Here is a 23,852-nt window from a genome sequence, read left to right as displayed (position 1 = left end):
GGTTTCAAGCGAAAGCACCTGTGTCGGCGAGTCTTAAATATGAGGAGGTGCACTATGTACGCAATAATTGAAACAGGTGGAAAACAACTAAATGTTGAGGTTGGCAAAAGCTACAAAGTTGAAAAACTTAATGTATCTGAAGGAGATACTGTAGAATTTGACAAGGTTCTAATGATTTCTGATGGAGAAGAACTTAAAGTAGGTAAACCAGTTCTTGAAGGAGCTAAGGTTAAAGCAACTGTTGAAGCTCAAGGAAAAGGCAAGAAGGTTATCGTTTATAAGTTCAAAGCAAAGAAGAACTTCAGAAAGAAAAAAGGACATCGTCAACCTTTCACTCAAGTAAAAATAGAAGCAATAGAAGGTTAATATGATTGAAGGTAAGATTATTAAAAACGAAGCCAAGGATATTATAAGCATTTCAGTAATGGGTCATGCGGACTCAGATGAATATGGCGAAGACATTATCTGTGCTGCAGTTTCAATATATCTAACCAACACAATAAATACATTAACCGAGATAGTTGAAGTAGAAGACTTTATTGAATATGAGATTGGCGAAGGACATTTTTTATTGAATGTGTACTATGACAATCTTGATTTAGAAAAGAAAAGGGAAACTACTTTAATATTAGAAAGTTTAAAATTAGCCTTGACTTCAGTTGAGGATTCATACGGAGAATACATTAAAATTGTAACTGAGGAGGTGCAATAATGTTAAAGCTTAATTTGCAATTATTTGCAAGTAAAAAAGGGGTAGGTTCATCTAAGAACGGCCGTGATAGTAAAGCTAAGATGCTTGGTACTAAGAGAGCAGATGGACAATTCGTTTTAGCAGGAAATATCCTTGTTAGACAAAGAGGAACAAAGATTCATCCAGGAGCTAATGTAGGTAAAGGAAGCGATGACACTTTATTTGCAAAAGTTGACGGAGTTGTAAAATTTGAAAGATTAGGAAAGACAAAGAAAAAAGTTTCTGTTTATCCTAAAGAAAATTTAGCTTAATTAATCACCGTTTATCGGTGATTTTTATTTTATGGTTATTTTCTGTATTTATGATATTATAGGAACAGAAAGATGAATTGAAAGGAAAATAACATGTTTATAGATATAGCAAAGATAGAATTAAAGGCAGGAAAGGGAGGAGACGGAGCTGTTTCCTTTAGACGAGAGAAGTTCGAACCGTCAGGTGGACCATACGGCGGCGATGGTGGTAATGGTGGAAGTATTTACTTTGTTGCCGACGAATCTGTAACAACACTTTTAGACTTCAGATATAGAAAACACTATAAGGCAGAAAATGGTCAAAATGGTGGCACGAAGAAGATGTTTGGTAAGAGGGGAGAAGATTTATTCCTTAAAGTTCCAGTGGGAACCTTAATCAAAGACTTTGACACCGACACTGTTATGTTCGACCTAAGGGAGAATGGTCAAGAGGCCCTGGTTTGTAAAGGCGGTAGAGGTGGTAGAGGAAACGCGAGATTTGCCACTTCAAAAAGACAGGCGCCAAGATTTGCAGAGCCTGGAACAAAGGGCGAAGAAAAGACTATAAAGCTTGAGATGAAATTAATTGCAGATGTTGGCCTTGTGGGAATGCCGAATGTTGGAAAGTCTTCACTACTATCCATTATGTCAAAGGCAAGACCAAAGATTGCAAACTATCACTTTACAACTCTTGAACCAAATCTTGGAGTTGTAGACGTGGGAAATCACAATTCATTTGTAATTGCAGACATACCTGGACTTATTGAAGGTGCCAGCGAAGGTGTTGGACTTGGATTCGACTTTTTAAAGCATATTGAAAGGACAAAAGTACTTGTTCATGTGCTTGACGTGTCCGGTTCTGAAGGCAGAGATCCAATTGAAGACTATAATATAATAAGAAAGGAAATGCTTTCTTATAATTTAAAAATCGGCGACAAGAGAGAGATTATTGTTGCAAATAAAATGGATATTCCGGGAGCAGAAGAGGGCCTGGAAAATTTGAAAAAGGTATTTTCAGATAGACTTGAAGATATAATTGCAATTTCTGCTGCGACAACGGAAAATATTGATGAATTAAAATATAAAATTTATGAAGCCGTGCAAGAAGCAAATATCAATCCACAGACATTTGACGAAATATATATTCCAGTGGAAGAGGAAGCAGAGCCAGACTACACAATTACAAAGGAAGACGGCGCATACATCGTCACTGGACCACTAATAGACAACTTAGTATATAGAACGAATTTTGAAGATCATGAAGCACTACGCCATTTCCAAAAGGTTTTAACGGACAAGGGAGTCTTTGAAGAACTAAAGGAAATGGGTATTCAGGAAAATGATACGGTAATCGTAGGAGAAATGGAATTTGATTATTTAGGATAGGAGGTATTATGATAAGTCCTAAACAGAGATCTTATTTAAAAGGGCTTGCTCACAACATGGAGCCACTTTTAAGAATAGGTAAGGATGGTATTACTAAAAATACCATTGCAGAGTTAAACGACCTTTTAAACAGCAGAGAGCTGGTTAAGATAAAAATTTTAGACAACAACTTAGATAGTAGACAAGAGATGATTGAAGAGATAACTGAAAAATTGCAATGTGAATTTGTTCAGTTCATCGGTTCAAAATTAACAATTTATAGACAGTCAGAGGAAAAGAAAATTGAGTTGCCATAATTTTGGTATTTTTGGAGGGACATTTAATCCAGTGCATATTGCCCATTTAATCCTGGCGCAGGAAGTAAAGGAGAAGATGAACTTGGAAAAGATTATCTTTGTCCCTTCGGGAAATCCTCCCCATAAGAAGGCAGATGTAACAAAAGAGGACAGGCTTCAAATGTTAAGTCTTGCAATTGAAGACAATAGTGATTTTGTAATTGAAGATTACGAAATTAAAAAGACTTCAAAGTCCTATTCTCTTGAGACCATAGAGCATTTGGAAGAAAAGTACAATTGCAAGGACATGTACTTTATTATTGGTGAGGACTCCTTTATGGAAATCGAAGACTGGTATAAATATGAAGAACTTATTTCAAAGGTTAAGCTAATAGTGGTAAATAGAAAAACAGAATATTCAGATACCATTGAAGAAAAGATAAAAAGATATGCAAAAAAAGGTATTGAAGTAAAATTTGTAAAGATACCTAATCTTGAAATATCTTCTTCATATATAAGAGAAGAGTTTAAAGAAAAAAGAGATCCGAAGTACTATATACCAAAGGCTTCATATGATTATATAAAACAAAGAGGTCTATATGATTAGTAAAGATGAAATAATTAAAGACTTAAAGGTGAAGCTTTCAAAGAGTCGTTTTGAGCACACCCTTTCAGTGGCGAAGAAGGCAATTGAACTTGGAAAGAAGTTTTCACTTGACGAAGAGACTTGTGAACTGGCGGGGCTTCTTCACGACTGTGCCAAGGGAAATGAAAAATATTATGAAGAAAAATATAGTGATGAATTCAATGAACTTTTAAGTCGTGATGAGAATAGACAATATGAAAATCCTTTTTTAAAACACTGCTTATTGGGTATGATAGTAGCGAAGGAAAAATATAAAATAAGTGACGTGGAAATTCTTAATGCCATAAAGGAACATACAACGGGAAGTCTACACATGACGGACCTTGCAAAGGTTCTCTACTTGGCGGACAAGACTGAAGACAATAGAGATTATGACGGTGTAGATGAAATTAGAAAAATTTCCATGATAAATATGGACCAAGCCATCGTGCTTAGTTTAAACAATACGATAATGTACTTAATTGAAAAAAATAGAACCATCGCACCGGAGAGTATAGAACTTAGAAACTTTTTATTAGGAGGTATTGGTGAAAGAGATTGATTTAGTAGTAAAGGCATGCGAAGACAAGATTGCAAAGGATGTATTGTCCATAAAACTACAAGAGGGCATGGCAATAGCAGACTACTTTGTAATCGCTACAGGAAATACATCTAGCCAGACCCAGGCAATCGCTGACGAAGTTGAAAAAGTTGCCCTAGAAAATGGAATGACCATTGTTGGCGTAGAAGGATACAGAGAAGGTAGCTGGATACTTGTAGACCTGGGAGATATTATTGTGCATGTTTTTACACCAGAAGCAAGAGAATACTACAATCTTGAAAGATTGTGGAAATAAATTTAAAGGAGATGTACCATGGGATTAGAATTTATTAAAACTCATAAGGCCCCTGAAGCAATCGGACCTTACTCACAAGGAACAGTTGGAGAAAAAGGTGCAAGAGTACTTTTAGTATCAGGACAACTTCCAATTAAAGATGGAGAATTAAAGACAGATATTAAAGAAGCAACTAAGGCAAGCCTTGAAAATGTGCTTGAAATAGTTATTGCAGGTGGCGGAAAATTAGAGGACATTGCAAGAGTTGGAGTATTTGTAAAGAATATGGACGACTTTGGCGAAGTGAACAAGGTATATGAAGAATTCTTTAAAGATCATAAACCTGCAAGAGCATGCGTACAAGTTTGCAAACTACCAAAGGATGCTGTAATAGAAATCGAAGCAACAGCATTAGTTGAAGATAATCTATAAAACAAAACCCTTTTACCAATATGGTAAGAGGGTCTTTTTTTATTTTATTTTTATTTCAGAAATAGGTGGTGCCAGTATTATTTTTTCAAATTTCACACCATCACTTAAGTCCATAATTGCAAAGCTAGTTGGATCATAATTATACTTTGCTATGGTGGGGCTGCCAGGGTTAAAGTAGTGAACTCCATCTATAACTTCATGTTGATACACATGGGTGTGCCCAAATAGGCAGATATCAAAATTTTCTCTCTTTGCCTTTTCTTGTAGCCTTTTTAAGTCCTCTTCAACTTTATACTTATGGCCATGGCAGGCAAATATTTTATAGCCATTTATTTCAACTAAAGCTTCATCTTCATACTTATCATAAATTTTATAATCATTATTCCCCAAGACGCTTACACATTCTAAAGAAGTCTTTTCTTGTAGTACAGGACCATCTAAATAAAAATCTCCCAAAAAAATTATGTATTCACATTTGTTTTCAAGAATCAGTTTAGCGGTTTCATCTAAAAACATTCCATGGGTATCACTTACTATTGCTATTCTTTTCATATAATCACCTTTCAAATTTTCAAATATATTATAACAGATGATAAAAAAATTTTCATTTTCCCATTGACCTACAGATTATGTAAATAAAATTGTATATGATACAATGGGATAGAAAATTATAATGAAAGGATGATATTAATGAAATCAAAATTACGTGTTTTAGCGATGTTTCTTTTACTATCAATCACTTTGGTAGCATGTAATAAACCAAATAATACTGATGGTACAGAAATGGGTTCTAAAACAGAAGTACAAGAAGGCGCAAAGGACAAAAAGATTGTTCTTTATAGTAACTCCTTTGCAGACGAAAAGATAACTTGGCTTGAAGAAAAGTCAAAGGAAGCTGGATTTAATGTTGAAGTTGTATTTATTCCAGGTGGAGATTTACTTCAAAGATTATTAGCAGAAAAGAATGACCCTCAAGCAGATGTTGTTATTGGTCTTGACGAAGGAGGATTTTCAAAACTACAAGCAGAAAATATGTTTAGAAAATGGGATCCGGAGTGGAAACAAGAAATAGACAGCGACTTAATCTATGGTGATGGATATTACTACCCATGGTCTGAGCAACGTATCTTCTACTACTTTGATGGCAATCAAGTTGACAAGGCAGATGCACCAAAGTCATATGAAGAACTTGCTACAGAAGAAAACCAAGGCAAGTACTATATACCAGACAACTTAACAAGTTCAACAAACCAAAAGATTGTATTCCCAATCTTACTTCAAAACCTAGATGAAAATGGAGAGCTTGGAGTTTCAGAAAAAGGCTGGGAACTAGCAAAGAATTATTATAAATATGGAAAGACAGTGGAAGCTGAAAATAGTTTAGGTGCTCTTCAAAAATCTATGGCGATGGTAAAGGACGGAGAATTAAAATATAGTTATTACTTCTCAGGTGGTATTATCAAAGCTGAAAAAGAATTTGATATAAACTCAGTGCCAATAAACCCAGAAAAGGGTGTATTTGCCATGGCAGAACAAGTTGGAATAGTTGACCATGGTGAAGATAAAGACTATACAGCGGCTAAAGGTTTTGCTGAGTGGTGGGGAACACCAGAAGTACAAGAAGCTTGGGCAAAAGAATTTGGTACTGTTCCAGCAAATAATAACGCAAGAAAAGCAGCAGATCCAAGAGTTCTTGAACTATTTGACCAAACCGATCGTATGGATGTAGATTGGGAACTACTAAATGAACATCTTGACGATTGGGTTGAAAAATTTGAATTAGAAATTATGCCATAAACTGTAAATTAATGCGGGATTACCCGCATTTTTTTAGTGGAAACTTTTATGTTTGGATAAATCAATATCAATGTCAAAGATTTTTTTATATTATTCGACAATCTATAAAAATTTCAAAAATCTAATGTTGCCAAAAAGCAATTTAATTATGGTATAATGAAATTGATTACAAAATAGAAAGGATGAAGTGTTAGTGAAATCAAAATTGCGTATTTTAGCGATGTTTCTTTTACTATCAATCACTTTGGTAGCTTGTAATAAACCAAGTAATACTGATGGTACTGAAATCGGTTCTAAAAAGGAAACAGGTGAAAAACAAGAAGGAGCAAAGGACAAAAAATTAGTTCTTTACAGTAACTCTTTCACAGATGACAAGACAACTTGGCTTGAAGAAAAGACAAAGGAAGCTGGCTTTGATGTTGAAATAGTATATATCCCTGGAGGAGATTTACTTCAAAGACTATTAGCGGAAAAGAACGACCCTCAAGCAGATGTTGTCATCGGTCTTGACGAAGGTGGATTTGCAAAGCTACATGAAGAAGAAATGCTTACAGAGTGGGATCCTGAATGGAAAAGTGACATTGATACTGAATTAATCCATGGAGATGGATACTACTACCCATGGTCTGAACAACGTATCTTCTACTACTTTGATGAAAATCAAATGGACAAGGCAGACGCGCCAAAGTCATATGAAGAACTTGCAGTTGAAAAGAATGATGGCAGATACTATGTTCCAGACAATCTATCAAGCTCTACAAACCAAAAAATAGTATTCCCAATCTTACTTCAAAACCTAGATGAAAATGGAGAACTTGGAGTTTCAGATAAGGGATGGGAACTAGCAAAGAATTATTATAAATATGGTAAGTCAGTTGAAGCTGAAAGCAGTTTAGCAGGTCTTCAAAAGACTATGACAATGGTAAAGGACGGCGAACTAGATTATAGTTTCTATTATTCTGGTGGAATAATAAAAGCTGAAAAAGAATTTGGTGTTAAGGCTGTGCCAATAAACCCAGAAAAGGGAATTTTTGCCATGGCAGAACAAATTGGTGTAATGGATCATGGTGATGATGCAGACTACACAGTGGCAAAAGAATTTGCTGAATGGTGGGGAACACCAGAAATTCAAAAAGCTTGGGCAAAGGACTTTGGAGTAGTTCCTGCAAATAACAATGCAAAAGATGCAGCAGACCCAAGAGTTCTTGAATTATTTGAACAAACTGATCGTATGAAAGTTGATTGGAAAGCTTTAAACGAACACCTTGACGAATGGGTTGAAAAATTAGAATTAGAAATTATGCCATAAATTTTTAAATAGAATGCGGGAGCTTTCCCGCATTTTATTTAACAGGGAGGATATATGATAGAGTTAAATGATATAGAAATAAGATATGGAGATTATGTTGCAGTTAAAGACGTGAATATTGACGTTAAAGAAGGAGAATTTTTTACTTTTCTAGGACCTTCTGGATGCGGCAAAACTACAATACTTAGATCCATAGCAGGCTTTATAAAACCATATAGTGGAAATGTTATCTTAGAAGGAAAGGACATAACAAATGTTGCGCCGGAGAAGAGACAAATAGGTATGGTGTTCCAGTCCTATGCACTATTTCCTACAATGACAGTTTTTGATAATATTAGCTACGGCTTAAAGATAATGAAGATGCCAAAGGATGAAATACATAAAAAAGTCATCGAAATGGCAAATCTTGTTGAAATCAAAGAGGAACATCTAAAGAGAAATGTGTCTGAACTTTCAGGAGGACAGCAGCAGAGAGTTGCCATAGCAAGAGCCTTGGCAAAGGACCCTAAGCTTATATTATTTGATGAGCCACTATCTAATCTTGATGCAAAACTTAGAAAGCAACTTCGTCAAGAAATGAAGGATATTCAAAGAAAAACTGGAATGACAGCAATTTATGTAACCCATGACCAAGAGGAAGCTCTTGAAATGTCAGATAGAATTGCTGTGTTTAACAAGGGACGTGTTGAACAAATAGGTAAGCCACTTGAAATATATGACAGGTCAAAAACTGAATTTGTCTGTACATTCATCGGTGAATCAAACAAGATAGGCAAGGAACTTTTAAATTATATAAACGAAAACTCATCAACTGTTAAATTTGATTCAAATAAAAATCACTATATAAGAAATGAAAAGATTTTACTTCATCCATTACAAGATAGAGAAACCGTAAAAGTTAAAGGGAAAGTTGAAAGGCTTATGTATGAGGGAGCCTACTCCCACTACATTATAAATGTATTTGGTTCAGACCTGACAATTTTACAAAAAAATGACTCTACTACAAATATAAATCTTAACGAGGAAATAGATTTATATATTAATCCGGAAGACATCTTAGAATATGAGGTGTAGTTATGAAAAATTCTAAGAATAAAAGTTTTGAAAAAAGTAGAGATATTAATATCCCAAAAATACTTTTAATTTTAGTTATAGTCTGGTTTGCAGTAGCATTTATAATTTTACCAACGGCAACTATAATAGTTAGTTCATTTCATGATGGATCAGGCTTTAGCTTTAATGCGGTTAAAAAGGTATTAAACTCTAAAAGGGCAATGACCTCAATAAAAAATTCACTATTGACGGGGCTTGTTCTAATATTTACAACTACCATTGTAGGAGTTACACAGGTATTATTAACAGAATATTTTGATTTGAAATTTTCCAAAGTGTTCAAGGCCGCATATATGTTACCACTGGTTTTTTCAGGAGTTATATTAAATAGTGGTTATCTATATGTGTATGGAAAGACTGGAATACTTACACAGTTTTTGACTAAGATTTTTCCAAACCTTGACCCAGGTTGGTTTAATGGAGCATTTGCAGTTTTCTTTGTAATGACCTTTGCATGTACCCATCAGTACATGATCTTCTTTAGAAATGCAATAAAGGGAATAGATAATGAATTGATTGACTCAGCAAAGAACTTAGGAAGTAATCAATTGCAAATCCTGTTTAAAGTTGTTATGCCAATAGTTAAACCTACATTAATAACACTAACTGTTATTACATTTCAAACAGGTTTAACTTCCTTTGCGGCACCACTTATGGTAGGGGGGAAGAACTTTCAAACAATTTCTCCACTGATACTGACCTTTGCAAATAGACCAAGATCAAGGGATATTGCAGCGGTGCTTTCACTGGTGCTGGCATCATTTCAAATACTACTCTTGGCCTTTATGACATGGAATGAATCAAAGGGAAATTACATGTCTGTGTCAAATAGTAAAAAGAGACTAAAAAAGCAAAAAATACACAGCCCTGTGGCAAAGGTCTTTGCATATGTGGTGGCAGTAATACTATTTATTATTCAAGCACTACCATGTGTGATGATAGTTATTTCATCATTCTTAGACACACAGGCCCTTTCAAGAAATGTTATAGACTTTAGACATTTTACATTAGAAAACTATAAAAATGTACTAACAAAATCAAGTAACTTGAACCCGCTACTGAGATCATTTGTGTTTTCAGGAATTGCAGCAGTGGCTTCTGTGTTGTTGATGCTTGTACTTGTAAGACTAGTTATGAAGGCAAAGAGTAATAAACTTATAAAGAGCTTAGAATACTTCTACTACGTGCCTTGGCTAGTGCCATCAATCCTAATAGCTCTAGGATATATGATGATTTATGACAGACCAAGACTATTAATCTTCAATCAATCGGTTATTGGTTCACAGTGGATACTTGTAATTGCATATACGGTTGCAATTATCCCGGCCACTCTAAGATATTTAAAGAGTGCATACTATAACTTTAATACCAGTTTAGAAGAGGCTTCACAAAACTTGGGAGCAAGTTCACTAAGAACATTCTTAAAAGTAGTATTACCGGCGGTACTGCCAACGGCACTGGCACTATGCGCGCTAAACTTTAATACAAACCTAGCAGAGTATAATATGTCTGCATTCCTATATCCACCGGGAAGCGAAACAATTGGTATAATCATTGCGCAAAATGCTTCATCGGCGGAAACTTTAAATGCAAAAGCGGTAAACTTAGTTTATTCAGTACTACTTGTACTACTAAACTCAATTGTAATTTACTTTGTTTATGGCAAGGGACTTAAGGTTTCAAATAAACAAAGTGGATTTGTGGAAGAAAAAAAGAAATAATAATGAAAAGATGAGGTTAATAGCTTCATCTTTTTTGTTTTTTAATAAACTAAATTTAAACAATCATAAAAACTTCATATGAAATTCACATGGAGCTGTTAATATAATCCTAAGGAGATAGATATGGCAAATATATTAATATTGGAAGATGAAAAAAACATAAGAGAAGTACTGGTTGAGTATTTAAAAGTTTCTGGAGCGACCACGTTTGAAGCAGAGGACGGCAATGAAGCCGTTGAAATATTAAAAGGCGAAGATATTGACGTGGCAGTTTTAGATATTATGGTTCCAGGAATGAGTGGAATTGATGTTCTGTCTTTTATCAGGAAGAATCCCAAGACAAAAAATATCGGGGTAATAATGCTCACTGCCCTGGATGATATAGGAACTCAGGTGTCGGCTTTTAACAACTTTGCCGACGAGTATTTGGTAAAGCCAGTGTCGCCGATTATTTTAATAAAGAGAATTGAAACACTGCTTCGTCGTATTAAGCCACAGGTTCTAGTTGACCACGAGTTTATTATGGATGATGAATCTTATACTGTATTTGTTGATGGGGAGGAAATTCCATTTACCCTAAGTGAGTTTTTAATACTTCAAATGCTTTACGAAAATAAAAATAAAGTTTTAAGCAGGGAACAGTTAATTATGGGTGCATTTAATGAGGATTATATTGGCAATGACAGAATTATTGACGCACATATAAAAAATATTAGAAAAAAACTGGGAAAGGATTATATCAAAACCGTTATTGGAATAGGATATAAGTTTAGTGAAAATGAAATTAGGTAAGAAAAATTTAATCTACAGCATCTTCCTTGCTGTGACAATTTTAATAATAATAATTTCCTATTTGGCATTTCTATTACCAAATCTATATGTGGAGCAAAATATTGAAAGTATTAACGAAGAAATAAAAAAATCTCATTTTGAAATGGTTGATGGCGCTAAGGATTTACGGAAGATAAGTAAACTTGGGAACCAAGTTTTTATTGAAGTTGATAAGGGTTTTAATGAAATAAAACTAAACTCCATCGGTTTAAAGGGAAAAGTAGACATTAGCTGTTCTGAAATACAGCAAAGTCTTAAAAAAATTGAAGAGATTTCGATTAAGACTGGAAAGAATCAAAAAATGGACGACAAAGATGCAGATGAAGTAGAAAAAGAAGCTAGTAAAATTGGAAACTATATTCAGGACAATTTTAAAATTGAGGGAATTAAAACCGATTTAAAATTTAGTGAAGCTATTAAAAGGCCTGATGAAAATTCATATACTGAATTTAAAAAGCTAAATATAAACACTGTGATGCTAAGCCTTGGTTATAGGGAAGAAAATGTGGCTGAATACATTAACTGCATTTTAATTACAAATGAAGATGGTTTTTATAAGGTTTCCCTTGACTCTTTCATTGCACCTAGAATTGAAGACTTACTTCCAGTGGTGTTATCCAGTATCCCAATGATTATTTTAGTTTTGATGTTACTTGTAATAGTTGTTTCAAGTCTTTATTCAAGAAGGATTGTGGAGCCAATTGTAAAGATACAAAGGTTTAGCGAAGTTTCAAAGAGGTCAACTCCAAATTATAATTCCATTAACTTTCATGGAGAAGATGAAATAGCAACCCTTAGTAGAAATATAGTTGAAATGGACAAGGCGTTAAGAAAAAACATTGAAAAACTTAGGGTTGAAGGGGAGAGGAAGGAAGTCTTCACAAGATCTGCAACCCATGAACTAAAGACACCTATTGCTGCGTCAATCCTACTATGTGATGGCATGATTAATAATCTAGGAAAGTATGAAGACAGGGATAAGTATTTAAGGGTTTTAAAAAAAGAACTCTTGGAGATGAGCTCCATGGTTTCAGAAATTCTTTTAACCACAAAAGAAATGGAAGAACTTTCCTTTGGAGATATTAATTTAAGGGATACTTTTGAAAAGGAGATTTTAAAGCATAAACTTAAAGCTGAAGAAAAGAATTTAAAAGTGAATTTAATAGGGGATGGCGTTTTAAACACCGACTCAGAAATTTTTATCAAAGTAATAGATAATATTTTGGAAAATGCCATTAACTATACAAGCGAAAATGGCTTTATTGACATAGAACTTGGGGAAGAGATAAGTATTTACAACGAAGAGGCGGCCATACCTAGGGAGATTGAAAAATCCATAATGGAACCCTTTGTATCTTCCACTGAGAGTAAGAGCAAGGGCCTTGGTCTATACATTGCAAAGTACTACTCAAATTTAATTGGACTTGAAATTGAAGTGAAAAATAAAAACAAGGGAGTTTTAACAGTGTTAAGGAGGGGAAGAGATGATTAAGATCGATAATCTTAAGGTTAAATATGGTGACTTTACAGCACTTACCATTGAAGATGAAATAATTATTGATAAGAATAAAAAGCTTGGTATATTAGGATCCAATGGAGCGGGAAAGACCACTTTAATCAATGCCATAATGGAGCTTGTGCCATACAGTGGGAGCATTGTAAAGGATATTCCAACAAATGAAATTGCAGTTCATATGCAGTACAATAACTACCCTGAAACAATAGCTGTAAGAACGGTTATGGAAGCAATTATTGGATGTAAGATTGAGAATTCAGAAAAGATTATGCAGTTAATAAAGTTTTTTAAGTTTGAATCCGCGCTTAAAAAAACCTATAAAGATCTTTCAGGAGGGCAAAAGCAAAGACTGACTGTGATTTTAGTCCTTGCCCAGGAGAGCCCACTTACGATTTTTGACGAAGTGACCTCTGGCCTTGACTTTCAAACGAGAACTTCACTTATGGAGCTTTTGGAAAAGTGGTATAGAGACAGGGACGACACTTTGATTTTAGTGTCCCACTACTATGACGAGTTGGAAAGGCTAGTGGATGATGTACTGATTTTAGAAAATGGAAAAGTTGTGGATTATGATTCAAAAACTGCACTGTTTAAAAAGTATTGTGGAAACAGAATAATTTCATTTAGTGCTTTGGACTATGATGAAAATCTTATGAAGAAATATAAAAAAATTGAAGCACCAGAGGGAAGAGTTGTAATTTCCATAGACAATGACGAAGAGGAGCTTGAACTGGGGAGGATTTTGGTTCAAAAAGACATCGACTTTGAAAGAACATCTAACGATATGGAAGTAATGTATATAAATGCATTGAGGAGGAAGTAATGAAAAAGAATAATTTTAAATATCTAGTTATAATGGAACTAAAAACCATGTTGAAAAATGTTCTATTTTTAATATTTGGACTTTTCCTTCCACTTTTTCTATTGTTAATTGTTGGAAAAACTGGTTTAGGAGATGTGCCAAAGGAAATACTTCCAGATGTACAGACGGGTTTGTTTTTAGGCTTTTGTATAGTAATCCCCTTTTCAGCAATGCATATTGGATACGCGGCGCTATATGCAGAGTCACTTGAAAAAGATATACCACTTCGATTGGAACTATTTGGAAATAGCCCTAAGAAACTTTTCCTTGCAAAGCTAGTTTCAAATTTAATCTATGTGACCATAGACTTATCAATTTATACTATAGTTGCAGAGTCGGTGCTTGATATAAGGAAACCTTCATTAGTGGGACTAATTGGGTCGTTAATAATGTTTTATATATTGGCAGTACTATTTATGCTACTTGCCCATGGGGTGGCATATGCCACAAGAAAGTTTGGAACAACATATGCATTTACAATGAGTTTTTACTTCTTCGCCATGGTCACTTCTGGATTGATGGGAGTGGGAAAGGACTCACTACCAAAGGCTTTAAACACATTTGGAAGGTTGTTCTTGCCAATGTACCATATAGGAGACGAAAAGTTTTTAGATTTCTACTTGGGAAAAACATACAATATGGCACCACTGGTTCAGTCTACTATTACCTTTGCAGCATTTGTTATACTAATATTTATAGGAGCCCATAAGTTTAGACAAAGGATTGGGGCGTATAAAAAAATAGGTTAATTATAAATTTAAATTTAGAGAAGCTGATTGAAATTTTTGGCTTCTTTTTAGACTCTTCGACTACAAAATTTTACATTCAAAAAGACTTTCATGGTAAATAGTTGCTATATTGGAGCACAAATACTTCGACATGTCATGTTGAGCGAGCGTGAGCGAGTCGAAACATCTCGAGAGTTTTTAAAAGAAACTCTCGCTAATCTTTGTTATACAATTATTTTTAACTTTATCATCTTCCACTTCCAACCTCTTTTAATGAAACCTTTTTTACTTTCTAGTATAATACTCTAGAGGGGGAACTATGAAAGAAAAACACGAAAGACTAAAACAAAAGAAATATTATTTTTTTACATTGGCATTTTTGATTCCATTTTTGACCTTTGTAATTACATATATTGCAAATGGATACTATCCAATTGGGAAGAATCAAATTTTAATTGTTGATGCATATCATCAATATTTTCAATTTTTTCAAGTATTACGGGATAAGTTAATTAATGGCGGGGGATTTTTCTATACATTTGCCATGGGACTTGGGTCTGATTTTATTGGCCTTATGGCCTATTACTTAATGTCTCCCTTTAATCTGCTTTTAATTGCAATTCCTGAAGATTTTGTAATTGTATTTTTTGAGTTTTTAATTGCATTTAAAATTGGATTGGCAGGCCTTAGCTTCAGTGTATTTCTTTATTTTATTTATAAAAAGAAGGACTACTCTTTGGTTGTGTTTTCACTAATCTACTCATTAAGTGGATTTATATGTGGATACTACTGGAATATTATGTGGCTTGATGTAATTATTTTATTTCCACTTACAATTCTTGGAGTTAAAAACATAGTATGTTCAAACTCATATAAATTTTATTTTTTTACATTGCTAGGATGCTTTATATTTAACTACTACATGTCCATATTTGTAGTTATTGGAATTATTTTGTTTTATTTCGGCTACAGCTTTTTCTATAGACTCAACCTTAGAGACTTTTTGAAAAAGGGTTTTAAAACTCTGTACTACTCCGTTGCTGCGGCCCTTTGTTCTGCCGTTTTACTTGTGCCCACGGCAATTGGGCTTAGCAGAGTATATAAAACTCCCGCCGCCTTTAACGAGAGGATAAAGTTAGTTAACGACTTTAGGGACTTAATGGCAAATGCACTGGCATTTAACGAGTCCACAGTAAGGGACGGCCTTCCAAACATCTACAGCGGACTAATAATAATATTTTTTATTTTTGTGTATATCTTTGTAAAGGGCATCTCCAAGAGAGAAAAGTTAATTAGCTTATTTTTCATTCTCTTTTTATATCTTAGTACCAATATAAATGTGCTTGACTATATTTGGCATGGTTTTAGATATTCAAATATGTTACCTTCAAGGTTTACATTTATTCTAGCGTTTATAATAGGTATAATATGTTACAAAACCTATACTAACTTGGAAACTATAAATATAAAAATGATTTTCCCCTTTGCCTTTTTGTCCCTATTTATAATTTATTATATTGGACAGGAAAGAGACTGGGAGATTACTGTTGCTAACCTTTTGTTGATGTTTGCTTATATAATTTGTACATTTTTAATTATTAGAAGAGAAGACTATGGCAAGAAAATATTTTGCATATTACTTTCCATAGAACTTATAGTTAACGGATGCTTTGGACTTTATTCTGGAGGAAGCACAAACTACTATGATTTTATTAAGGGCAAAGAGGAGATAAAGGTATTACAAGGGGAGACGGATAAAAAAGAGTTTAAGAGACAAGAGTCTATGAACCGCTTCACATTTAATGACCCGGCCCTTTATGGTTACAATGGACTGTCTTTATTTTCTTCCACACTGGACAAAAGAGTGTCCACATTTTTAGAAAAGATGGGACATAGTGCAAGTCCAATTGGAAATAGAGTCTACTACAACTACACCACTCCAGTTATAAATGGATTTTTAAATATTGGATACATTTACGAGAGGGATTATCCTGTGGATGTATTTGGATTCAAAGAGATTTCCAGTTGGGGAAGCGTTAGACTTTTAGAAAACGAGTACTGTCTTCCGCTGGCCTTTGAGCCTAAGGGGGATATATCTAAGGACGAATTCAAATATGATAATATAGAAAATCAAGAAGAGCTTTTTAAAATGATTTATGGTGTTGAAAAAGATATTTTCACGGAAGTTCCGAGAATTTCTGAATCTGGCATGGGATTAAAGATTACAAATTCCTTTGAAGATAAGGTATTTTTTAATATGAAAGAGGACGTTTCACATCTAACACTAGAATATGAAGCCACTGAAGATGGCTACTATTACTTTGACTCTGATCATGTTGACGACGATAAATTTGTTGTGGACTACTATGGAGAAAGAACCTCCTTTGATGTACGAAACAAGAATATTGTTGGTGGACTTCATTTTAACAAGGGCGACATCTTTAAAATAAATGTGGAATTTGGAGAAGGAGACAGTGAGGACTTCTTCTTTAGAGTGTTTAAGCTTGAAGAGGATAACTATGTTAAAGGCTTTGAAAATGTAATGGAAAATGGCGCAAAGAATGTAAATATTCATAAGGAAAAGGTAAGCTTTGACATAGACAGTGACAGCGGCGAAATACTTACATCAATTCCATATAACGAAGGATGGAAGGCCTATGTCAATGGCAAGCCTGCTAAAACCGATAGCTTTTATGGAAGTTTTTTAAAGATAGATGGAGTTAGTGGAGAAAACCATGTGGAGTTAAAATATGTTCCTTCTGGATTTGTGTATGGCCTTATAGTTTCAATAATAACGGCGATATTTCTTGCTATTACAAATAGAGAAAGGTTGAAGAACATAAGAAAGGGAAGAAGATGGAAATAATAGAGATTAAAAATTTAGAAGATTTTGAAAAGTATATTTCTGATATTGAAAAGATTTGGGAAAATACTAAGGAAAAAATAGTTTTTTCATCGCCATTTTTTTTAAGGGAATATGTGAGGGCAAATGAAGACAAAAATCTTCTCTATCTACTAATGTTTGAAAACAACAATCCCATACTTCTTGCTCCCTTTGAAATTAGGGAGAGGAAGGCCGCCCTTTCAAAATGGAATGAACTACAATTTGGTTTAGAGGGAGATTTTAAAAACATTCTTTTGGACGACTGTGTTGTAAACTACGACACATCAATAAAAAATCTCTTTAAGTACATTGAAGAACTTGCAATTGACCGAGTTGTTCTTGATAATATTTTGCACGAATGTTATTTGAGTAAATACATTTTAAAAAATCAAAAACTAAATGGAAACTTTTTTCAACAAAATATGGTTCCAACATTAAATCTTGAAGATTACGAGAACTTTGACGAATATAATAAAACTTTTCCCTCAAACACCAGGAAGTATAAAAATAAGATTTTAAGGGAAAAGAACATCGAGTTTCAAGTAATTGATGATATGAGTGAAGAACTTTATGAAGAGATAAAAAATATTCATATAGAGGAAAAGAGTTTTTTAAAATCCCAGGGAAGGAACGAAAGATACTCTTTATATGAAGATGAAAAGAGGGAAGAGTTTATAAAAAATGTGCAGCTTGGGTCCCGTGCTGTTAAAAACTTTATTATTCGTGATGTTGATACGGGAAAAGTTATTGCCTATAGAAATTGCTATGTAAATGGAGAAGAGCTTGTGTCTTGGAACACGGGGTACTCTCCAGAATATAGAGAATATAGACTCAACAATGCACTATTCTATTTTATATTTGAAGAGTTGTTTAAACGTGGTGAATTTAAAAAGTTTAACTTCGGCGTTGGAGGATATGCTTGGAAGTTTGGATATGCAAATTCATTTACAAATATATACATTTTAGACTACTTTACTTCAGACAAGGGAAAGAGAATAAAGAAGATGATTGGCTTTAAAAAAGCCTTGGAGGAATTAAAATAAATGTGGAAAGATACTCTTGCAGAAATTTTATACTATCCTATAAAATGGTTTAATATTTTTAATATTAAGAGGATGTATGGAAGTAAAAGTTTCAAAGATTTAAAAGAGATAAAAATACCTTTAGGAGAAACCCTAGTTATATCTCCCCATGTGGATGATGAGACAATTGGAATGGGAGGTCTTCTTCTGGGAAATAAAAAATATAACGATAAGGTGGACCTTATCTACCTTACGGACTCTTCAGGATCAAAACCCATAAAGGGAGTTGACATTAAGGCTGAGAGAAAGATGGAAGCAAATACCTTGGCGAAGGAACTTGGATTAAGGTCAATTAAAATATTTGACGCTGAAAATAATAATGTAAATAAATACACTTCACAAACAGCAAATGACCTGGAGGATTATCTAAAGGGAAAAGATTATAAAAATGTATTTATAGTAACTCCCTACGACTCCCACTATGAACACAGATGGTGTAACTATGTGTTTAGAAAGGCCTTGGAGGACTTGCATTTGGAATACAATATCTATTTATATGAAGTCAGCAGTTTTCTTCCAGACCATATGGTGAATTCATATTATAAAATAGATGAAAAAGGAAAGGAGAAGCTGTTTAAGATATTCAAGAGTCAAAAGGCGGGAATGGATTTTGATATATTTTTACAGTTAAATAGATTTAAGAGTAGAGCATTTAAAGAAAAGTCCTATGTGGAACTTTTTATCAATATGGATACTAAAGAATATAAAGAAATGATGGACGCCGTCAACGACAAACAGGTTCAAAAACTCTTGCCAAGGAGGATTGCGAACCACAGAACTTTCTATAAAGTGTTAAGGGATAATAGTGAAATAAAATAAGTCAAGACTCCTAGGAGTGCTTGACTATTTTAATTTGATTTCAAAATCTATATGCTTTTCTAATCCAGTTGTTTTGATGTAAATAACCTGTATCTTTTGTCCCTTGTCATAGGATTTTGAATAGTATTTATCATTTTTTAATTCCATCTCTTCCTTGCAGTGAACACTTCCAATACTTTCGTCTGCTCTAAAAAGTTCTATAGAGTTTTTGTCCTTTGAAGATACAGCTTTTATTTCCGGCGCCAAGTGGAAGTACATTTCGTAGGTTTTTTCTTTATCATCTTTTGGAAAGATGGAGGTTTTAACATTTATCTTCGTTAGCTCATCGTCAAAATCAATTTCGCGGTAAATTTCTGCCCTTTGTGATCTTCTTGAAATGGCTGCCATTTTGTTGTCCCCAAGGTTTAACATTTCACCGTCTAAAACGCTTGGAGAAATTTCCTCTTCACCATCAATTACAACGCTATTATGTGCAGGATAGGTTCTAACATACTGACTCTCTGGGTTGTCCCAGTCGTATCCGTACTTTCCAACTTCCGTAAAAATATTTCCATTTTTATATAGCCAGAAGGACAGGTCGTGGTCGTGATGATGATAGGACAGATATGCAGGGCCGATAAAGGCAAGATAGTTTTTGTCCCTTTTATAAATATCAAAGCCCGAGTCTAAAAAGGCATTTCTACCTTCATGACTATTTTTTAAATCTTCCTTTGAATAGAAATCCATCAGGTCTATCTTTATTGATGCGGTGTCGCCTATATTTGGCAGGTATCCATTTGGTAAAATAATTGCCTTTGAATAGTGGATACTCTTTTTATAAACATCCAGTAGTTCATTGTACTTGTCAAAATCATCCCTTTGCACCGAATTGAAAAAGTCCTTTAATATATAAAGCATTTCAAAATGATATTCTGGAGAGTTTTCAAGATGCACTCCTTCACTAGAAAAAGATTTTAAGAAGTAGTCTTGAAGCCTACCGGTTGATGTTGAAACATACTCTGGTTTTGCAAAGGCCTTTCCGTAGAAGTATAGGGACAGGTCTTGAAACATTCCATGATTATTAAACCCAGAATACATTTCAGAATTTAATCTCTCCGCAGTAAACTCCAAGTTATCACGCATAAGCTTTAATTCGTCATCATTTAAAAAATTCTTTGCTATCTTATAAAACCTTACTGTATTTATTTGCCTTTGGGCCGTTGCCTCGTCATGCCATGGCATATTATTAACTGGCTCGAAGTCGTAGGGACATTGTTCATAAAAGTCCTTTAAGTATGCAAATCCCTTTTTCAAATATTCCACATCTTCCGTTTGAGTGTATGCATTTACTAAATCGTTAAGCATAAAAAAGGAATATAGGTAACGCTGATCCGACCTATTTTTATCTTTGAACTCATTCATGTCACCATTATATGTCCAATAGTTATTTTTCTCTGAAGGTATTAATATTTTATTGTTTAATAGATTATCCGATTCTTTCAAATAATTATTTGAAAAAGTTTCTCGTCTTAAACCCTTTTCCTTTACATAAATATCTTTGCTGATGTATTCTTTCTGGAAAATTCTCTGCAGTCCAAAGGGAGCTGCTAGAAAAATAAATACAACAGTTGCTATGGAAAGTATTGAAAGAATCAAATTAATATTTTTTCTGTACTTGTTAAATATCAATCTGTTCTCCTTTGTCAAATCTCATTTAATTATAATATGTAATTTAAAAATAATAAAGCAATTCCACTATGTAAAGGGAAATTGCTTTAATTGGGTATAAAATTAAGTGCAAGTGTAAATAATTTTTAATTTTATTTTACATTACTCTTGTTATATAATGGAATAAAGGATGGAGGTAAAAGATGACAAAAGCATATGAAAGAGTACAAAGTTGTTACGAAAGTTTAAAGGACAAGATTCCATTTGAGCCAAAACTTGCTCTAATATTGGGATCAGGCCTTGGAGACTTTGCCAGTGATTTAGAAATAGAAGGAACTATTGACTATGCGGACATTGAAGACTTTCCAAAGTCAACCGTTGAAGGACATAAGGGAAGATTTGTGTTTGCCCATGTAAATGGACTTCCAACTGTTATTATGCAAGGAAGAGTTCACTACTATGAAGGCTACAAGATGGAGGATGTTGTTCTTCCAGTTAGGCTTATGAAGGAAATGGGTGCAAAGGTTTTATTCCTAACTAACGCGGCGGGAGGCTGTAACGATGACTATGTACCAGCTGACCTTATGATTATTAAGGATCATATAAGCTGTTTAGTTCCATCACCACTTATTGGAGAAAATGACGATAGATGGGGAACAAGATTTCCAGACATGTCCCATGTCTACGACCCTGAACTAATAGATGTAATTAGGGATGCTGCAAAGGAAGTTGGTCACGAAATGAAAGAGGGAGTTTATCTACAAACTACTGGACCTAACTTTGAAACTCCAGCGGAGATAAAATTTGCAAAGGTTGTGGGCGCTGACGCAGTTGGTATGTCCACCACCGTTGAAGCCATGGTTGCAGTTCACATGGGCATGAGAGTTTGTGGAATATCATTTATAAGTAACTTAGCTGCAGGCATGAGCGAAGACCCACTTACTCATGAAGAGGTAAATGAAAATGCAAAACTTGTGGCACCTAAGTTTAAGGAAATTGTAAAAGATACACTTGGAAAGATAAACGAGATAATCTAATGAAGGCGCTATACTTTAATGGAAAGTCCTTAGAATATTTAGAGGACTATGAAAAGCCAGTAAGGGCGGAAGATGAAGCCCTTATAAAAATTTTATACGCTGGAATTTGTAACACGGATAGAGAGATAATGAAGGGCTATAGGCCCGACTTCAAAGGCGTCCTTGGACACGAATTTGTGGGAGAAGTGGTGGAGTCAAATGACGAAGAACTTTTAGGTAAGGTTGTTGTAGGTGAAATAAACCAGGGATGTGGCCACTGTAAGTACTGCCTAAGAGGTGAAGAGACCCACTGCATTGACAGAAAAGTTCTTGGCATTAGTGGCCACGACGGTGTGTTCACACAGTATATAACTTGGAAGAACGACTTACTTCACGTTGTAGAAGACAATCTTGATCCAAAGAAGGCCATTTTCACAGAGCCACTGGCGGCGGCTGTTGAAATATGTGAGAGGGAAGATATAAAACCAACTTCAAGGGTTCTTCTAGTGGGAGATGGAAGATTATCTTTTATGATTGGCCAGGTTATAGCACTTACTGGAGCGGACCTTACAGTGCTTGGTAAACACCAGGAGAAGTTAGATAACTTTAAAGGTTTTGCTAATGTTATAATGGATACGAAGGACACTTTTGAAATAGTTATTGATGCAACGGGAAGTCCTTCGGGAATAGAAACTGCATTAAAGCTTGTTGAAAATAGAGGACGAATAATTGTGAAGTCCACCTACACTGAAAATGTAGAAATTGACCTTTCTGAAATCGTAGTGAGAGAGATTTCTATCAAAGGTTCTAGATGTGGTCCTTTTAAACCGGCATTAAACCTATTGAAAAAAGGATATGTGGAATTTCCCGATGTTGAATTTTTTGAACTGAAGGACTATGAAAAAGCTTTTTCATCAAAAAGCTTTAAAGTTGGATTTAAATTATGGGAGGATTAATGAAACCTAATAATATTTATTTGAACGATGAAGATAAACTTATTATTCTGGACCAAACAAAGCTTCCAGGTGAAGAGGTTTATATTGAATTAGAAGATGCCAAAGATATTTATGATGCAATATTTCATTTGAAAGTCAGAGGAGCACCTGCCATTGGAATATGTGGTGGATATGCCATGTATATTTTATCCAAGGGCTATGATGACGACCTAAATGTATTTAAAGAAAAGTTTTTCAAAGACTCTGAGTATTTAAATTCTTCAAGACCAACTGCAGTAAATCTTTCTTGGGCACTTAATAGAATGAACAAATTGGTGGAAGAGTATAAGGGAGACTCAGCAGATGAATTGAGAAAGCTTTTAAGAGAAGAAGCTATAAAAATTCAAGATGAAGATATAGAAATGTGTAAGGCCATATCAAAGAATGGTCTGTCACTACTTGAAGATGGAATGGGACTACTTACCCATTGTAATGCAGGGCCAATGGCAACGTCACTTTATGGTACGGCACTAGGACCTATGATACTTGGTAAGGAAGAGGGAATGAACTTCCATGTATTTGCAGATGAAACAAGACCTCTCTTACAAGGTGCAAGACTAACTGCATACGAGTTACAAAAGGCGGGCCTTGACACCACGCTTATATGTGACAACATGGCAAGTATCGTCATGAAGTCAGGCAAGGTTCAAGCAGTTCTTGTAGGCTGCGACAGAATTGCTGCTAATGGAGACGTGGCAAATAAGATTGGTACCAGTGGAGTTGCAATTTTAGCAAAACATTACAACATTCCATTTTATGTACTAGGACCTACTTCCACTCTTGATTTAAATTGTAAGACGGGAGAGGATATTGAAATCGAGCTTAGACCTGAAGAAGAAATCAGTACTAAGTGGTATGAAAAGGCGATGGCACCAAAGGGTGTTAAAGCATATAATCCAGCTTTTGATGTAACTGATCACAGCTTAATCACTGCAATCATTACTGAAAAAGGGATATGTAGACCTCCGTATGAGGAGAGTTTAAAAAATTTATAATA

25 protein-coding genes and 1 other annotated feature (1 of these 26 only partly in view) are annotated in these 23,852 nt (G+C 34.5%); of the genes, 23 read left to right on the top strand and 2 right to left on the bottom strand.

Going from position 1 to position 23,852, the window contains the following annotated elements; all coding sequences use genetic code 11:
* Nucleotides 1–44 (top strand) — a sequence feature (ribosomal protein L21 leader region) (it extends 24 nt beyond the left edge of the window).
* 10 nt (nucleotides 45–54) lie between these two features.
* The 9 genes from rplU to L6651_RS04100 all read left to right on the top strand — a co-directional run bounded on the left by rplU (nucleotide 55) and on the right by L6651_RS04100 (nucleotide 4,535).
* Entirely contained in the window at nucleotides 55–366 is a 312-nt protein-coding gene (rplU, locus tag L6651_RS04140) for a 50S ribosomal protein L21 (protein ID WP_237036751.1), read from the top strand.
* Between the two features lies 1 nt (nucleotide 367).
* Complete coding sequence (locus L6651_RS04135) at nucleotides 368–712, top strand: ribosomal-processing cysteine protease Prp (RefSeq protein WP_237036750.1); 345 nt, start codon at nucleotides 368–370, stop codon at nucleotides 710–712.
* The gene (gene rpmA, locus L6651_RS04130; RefSeq protein ID WP_237036749.1) at nucleotides 712–1,002 is read left to right on the top strand and encodes a 50S ribosomal protein L27; all 291 of its coding nucleotides are present in this window, start codon (nucleotides 712–714) and stop codon (nucleotides 1,000–1,002) included. Before L6651_RS04135 ends, rpmA begins: the two co-directional genes overlap by 1 nt.
* A 93-nt stretch (nucleotides 1,003–1,095) precedes the next feature.
* Entirely contained in the window at nucleotides 1,096–2,367 is a 1,272-nt protein-coding gene (gene obgE / locus L6651_RS04125; RefSeq protein ID WP_237036748.1) for a GTPase ObgE, read from the top strand.
* 8 nt (nucleotides 2,368–2,375) lie between these two features.
* The gene (yhbY, locus tag L6651_RS04120; RefSeq protein WP_237036747.1) at nucleotides 2,376–2,663 is read left to right on the top strand and encodes a ribosome assembly RNA-binding protein YhbY; all 288 of its coding nucleotides are present in this window, start codon (nucleotides 2,376–2,378) and stop codon (nucleotides 2,661–2,663) included.
* A complete protein-coding gene (gene nadD / locus L6651_RS04115) occupies nucleotides 2,650–3,249 on the top strand; it encodes a nicotinate (nicotinamide) nucleotide adenylyltransferase (protein WP_237036746.1) in 600 nt (199 codons plus the stop codon). The genes yhbY and nadD overlap by 14 nt, the downstream gene beginning before the upstream one ends.
* Nucleotides 3,242–3,829, top strand: a complete 588-nt coding sequence (gene yqeK, locus L6651_RS04110; RefSeq protein ID WP_237036745.1) for a bis(5'-nucleosyl)-tetraphosphatase (symmetrical) YqeK — start codon at nucleotides 3,242–3,244, stop codon at nucleotides 3,827–3,829. Before nadD ends, yqeK begins: the two co-directional genes overlap by 8 nt.
* Entirely contained in the window at nucleotides 3,816–4,124 is a 309-nt protein-coding gene (gene rsfS, locus L6651_RS04105) for a ribosome silencing factor (RefSeq protein WP_237036744.1), read from the top strand. Before yqeK ends, rsfS begins: the two co-directional genes overlap by 14 nt.
* An 18-nt stretch (nucleotides 4,125–4,142) precedes the next feature.
* Entirely contained in the window at nucleotides 4,143–4,535 is a 393-nt protein-coding gene (locus L6651_RS04100; protein WP_237036743.1) for a RidA family protein, read from the top strand.
* A 39-nt stretch (nucleotides 4,536–4,574) separates the two neighbouring features.
* Here L6651_RS04100 and L6651_RS04095 read toward each other — a convergent pair whose 3' ends face one another.
* Entirely contained in the window at nucleotides 4,575–5,087 is a 513-nt protein-coding gene (locus tag L6651_RS04095) for a metallophosphoesterase family protein (RefSeq protein ID WP_237036742.1), read from the bottom strand.
* 138 nt (nucleotides 5,088–5,225) lie between these two features.
* Here L6651_RS04095 and L6651_RS04090 point away from each other — a divergent pair, with 138 nt between their 5' ends.
* The 11 genes from L6651_RS04090 to L6651_RS04040 all read left to right on the top strand — a co-directional run bounded on the left by L6651_RS04090 (nucleotide 5,226) and on the right by L6651_RS04040 (nucleotide 19,197).
* Nucleotides 5,226–6,332, top strand: a complete 1,107-nt coding sequence (locus L6651_RS04090; protein ID WP_237036741.1) for an extracellular solute-binding protein — start codon at nucleotides 5,226–5,228, stop codon at nucleotides 6,330–6,332.
* A gap of 193 nt (nucleotides 6,333–6,525) precedes the next feature.
* Nucleotides 6,526–7,641: an extracellular solute-binding protein gene (locus tag L6651_RS04085; RefSeq protein ID WP_237036740.1), complete on the top strand. Its 1,116-nt coding sequence runs from the start codon at nucleotides 6,526–6,528 to the stop codon at nucleotides 7,639–7,641.
* A gap of 54 nt (nucleotides 7,642–7,695) precedes the next feature.
* Nucleotides 7,696–8,715, top strand: a complete 1,020-nt coding sequence (locus L6651_RS04080) for an ABC transporter ATP-binding protein (protein ID WP_237036739.1) — start codon at nucleotides 7,696–7,698, stop codon at nucleotides 8,713–8,715.
* Between the two features lie 2 nt (nucleotides 8,716–8,717).
* The gene (locus L6651_RS04075; protein ID WP_237036738.1) at nucleotides 8,718–10,475 is read left to right on the top strand and encodes an ABC transporter permease; all 1,758 of its coding nucleotides are present in this window, start codon (nucleotides 8,718–8,720) and stop codon (nucleotides 10,473–10,475) included.
* A 123-nt stretch (nucleotides 10,476–10,598) separates the two neighbouring features.
* Nucleotides 10,599–11,267, top strand: coding sequence for a response regulator transcription factor (locus tag L6651_RS04070; RefSeq protein WP_237036737.1), 669 nt, complete (start codon nucleotides 10,599–10,601; stop codon nucleotides 11,265–11,267).
* A complete protein-coding gene (locus L6651_RS04065; protein ID WP_237036736.1) occupies nucleotides 11,254–12,798 on the top strand; it encodes a sensor histidine kinase in 1,545 nt (514 codons plus the stop codon). The genes L6651_RS04070 and L6651_RS04065 overlap by 14 nt, the downstream gene beginning before the upstream one ends.
* Entirely contained in the window at nucleotides 12,791–13,645 is an 855-nt protein-coding gene (locus tag L6651_RS04060; protein ID WP_237036735.1) for an ATP-binding cassette domain-containing protein, read from the top strand. The genes L6651_RS04065 and L6651_RS04060 overlap by 8 nt, the downstream gene beginning before the upstream one ends.
* On the top strand, nucleotides 13,645–14,433 hold the full coding sequence (locus L6651_RS04055; RefSeq protein WP_237036734.1) for a hypothetical protein: 789 nt from the start codon (nucleotides 13,645–13,647) through the stop codon (nucleotides 14,431–14,433). The genes L6651_RS04060 and L6651_RS04055 overlap by 1 nt, the downstream gene beginning before the upstream one ends.
* A 298-nt stretch (nucleotides 14,434–14,731) precedes the next feature.
* Nucleotides 14,732–17,278 (top strand): YfhO family protein, encoded by a 2,547-nt coding sequence (locus tag L6651_RS04050; protein WP_237036733.1) that lies wholly within the window; start codon nucleotides 14,732–14,734, stop codon nucleotides 17,276–17,278.
* Nucleotides 17,269–18,339: a GNAT family N-acetyltransferase gene (locus L6651_RS04045; RefSeq protein WP_237036732.1), complete on the top strand. Its 1,071-nt coding sequence runs from the start codon at nucleotides 17,269–17,271 to the stop codon at nucleotides 18,337–18,339. Before L6651_RS04050 ends, L6651_RS04045 begins: the two co-directional genes overlap by 10 nt.
* Complete coding sequence (locus L6651_RS04040; RefSeq protein WP_237036731.1) at nucleotides 18,340–19,197, top strand: PIG-L deacetylase family protein; 858 nt, start codon at nucleotides 18,340–18,342, stop codon at nucleotides 19,195–19,197.
* 24 nt (nucleotides 19,198–19,221) lie between these two features.
* Here L6651_RS04040 and L6651_RS04035 read toward each other — a convergent pair whose 3' ends face one another.
* Complete coding sequence (locus tag L6651_RS04035) at nucleotides 19,222–20,865, bottom strand: heparinase II/III domain-containing protein (protein ID WP_237036730.1); 1,644 nt, start codon at nucleotides 20,863–20,865, stop codon at nucleotides 19,222–19,224.
* Between the two features lie 182 nt (nucleotides 20,866–21,047).
* Between L6651_RS04035 and L6651_RS04030 the strand changes: the two genes are divergently transcribed.
* Genes L6651_RS04030 through mtnA form a run of 3 tightly spaced genes read left to right on the top strand, consistent with a single transcriptional unit; the run spans nucleotide 21,048 to nucleotide 23,850 of the window.
* Entirely contained in the window at nucleotides 21,048–21,881 is an 834-nt protein-coding gene (locus L6651_RS04030; RefSeq protein ID WP_237036729.1) for a purine-nucleoside phosphorylase, read from the top strand.
* Nucleotides 21,881–22,816 carry an MDR/zinc-dependent alcohol dehydrogenase-like family protein gene (locus L6651_RS04025; RefSeq protein WP_237036728.1) on the top strand — a complete coding sequence of 312 codons (936 nt, stop codon included), beginning with the start codon at nucleotides 21,881–21,883 and terminating at the stop codon, nucleotides 22,814–22,816. Before L6651_RS04030 ends, L6651_RS04025 begins: the two co-directional genes overlap by 1 nt.
* Nucleotides 22,816–23,850: an S-methyl-5-thioribose-1-phosphate isomerase gene (mtnA, locus tag L6651_RS04020; RefSeq protein ID WP_237036727.1), complete on the top strand. Its 1,035-nt coding sequence runs from the start codon at nucleotides 22,816–22,818 to the stop codon at nucleotides 23,848–23,850. The genes L6651_RS04025 and mtnA overlap by 1 nt, the downstream gene beginning before the upstream one ends.
* Nucleotides 23,851–23,852: the final 2 nt, after the last annotated feature.

The organism is Mediannikoviicoccus vaginalis (genome assembly GCF_928097925.1).
Classification (GTDB): domain Bacteria; phylum Bacillota; class Clostridia; order Tissierellales; family Peptoniphilaceae; genus Mediannikoviicoccus; species Mediannikoviicoccus vaginalis.
This window is presented reverse-complemented; position numbering and strand designations above follow the sequence as displayed.

Coding starts and splice junctions, on each gene's coding strand:
- yhbY (WP_237036747.1), top strand. CDS start 2,376: ATGATAAGTCCTAAACAGAGATCTTATTTAAAAGGGCTTGCTCACAAC.
- L6651_RS04060 (WP_237036735.1), top strand. CDS start 12,791: ATGATTAAGATCGATAATCTTAAGGTTAAATATGGTGACTTTACAGCA.
- L6651_RS04025 (WP_237036728.1), top strand. CDS start 21,881: ATGAAGGCGCTATACTTTAATGGAAAGTCCTTAGAATATTTAGAGGAC.
- yqeK (WP_237036745.1), top strand. CDS start 3,242: ATGATTAGTAAAGATGAAATAATTAAAGACTTAAAGGTGAAGCTTTCA.
- L6651_RS04075 (WP_237036738.1), top strand. CDS start 8,718: ATGAAAAATTCTAAGAATAAAAGTTTTGAAAAAAGTAGAGATATTAAT.
- rpmA (WP_237036749.1), top strand. CDS start 712: ATGTTAAAGCTTAATTTGCAATTATTTGCAAGTAAAAAAGGGGTAGGT.
- L6651_RS04090 (WP_237036741.1), top strand. CDS start 5,226: ATGAAATCAAAATTACGTGTTTTAGCGATGTTTCTTTTACTATCAATC.
- obgE (WP_237036748.1), top strand. CDS start 1,096: ATGTTTATAGATATAGCAAAGATAGAATTAAAGGCAGGAAAGGGAGGA.
- L6651_RS04065 (WP_237036736.1), top strand. CDS start 11,254: ATGAAATTAGGTAAGAAAAATTTAATCTACAGCATCTTCCTTGCTGTG.
- L6651_RS04100 (WP_237036743.1), top strand. CDS start 4,143: ATGGGATTAGAATTTATTAAAACTCATAAGGCCCCTGAAGCAATCGGA.
- mtnA (WP_237036727.1), top strand. CDS start 22,816: ATGAAACCTAATAATATTTATTTGAACGATGAAGATAAACTTATTATT.
- L6651_RS04045 (WP_237036732.1), top strand. CDS start 17,269: ATGGAAATAATAGAGATTAAAAATTTAGAAGATTTTGAAAAGTATATT.
- L6651_RS04055 (WP_237036734.1), top strand. CDS start 13,645: ATGAAAAAGAATAATTTTAAATATCTAGTTATAATGGAACTAAAAACC.
- L6651_RS04030 (WP_237036729.1), top strand. CDS start 21,048: ATGACAAAAGCATATGAAAGAGTACAAAGTTGTTACGAAAGTTTAAAG.
- L6651_RS04135 (WP_237036750.1), top strand. CDS start 368: ATGATTGAAGGTAAGATTATTAAAAACGAAGCCAAGGATATTATAAGC.
- L6651_RS04050 (WP_237036733.1), top strand. CDS start 14,732: ATGAAAGAAAAACACGAAAGACTAAAACAAAAGAAATATTATTTTTTT.
- rplU (WP_237036751.1), top strand. CDS start 55: ATGTACGCAATAATTGAAACAGGTGGAAAACAACTAAATGTTGAGGTT.
- L6651_RS04080 (WP_237036739.1), top strand. CDS start 7,696: ATGATAGAGTTAAATGATATAGAAATAAGATATGGAGATTATGTTGCA.
- L6651_RS04070 (WP_237036737.1), top strand. CDS start 10,599: ATGGCAAATATATTAATATTGGAAGATGAAAAAAACATAAGAGAAGTA.
- L6651_RS04040 (WP_237036731.1), top strand. CDS start 18,340: ATGTGGAAAGATACTCTTGCAGAAATTTTATACTATCCTATAAAATGG.
- L6651_RS04095 (WP_237036742.1), bottom strand. CDS start 5,087: ATGAAAAGAATAGCAATAGTAAGTGATACCCATGGAATGTTTTTAGAT.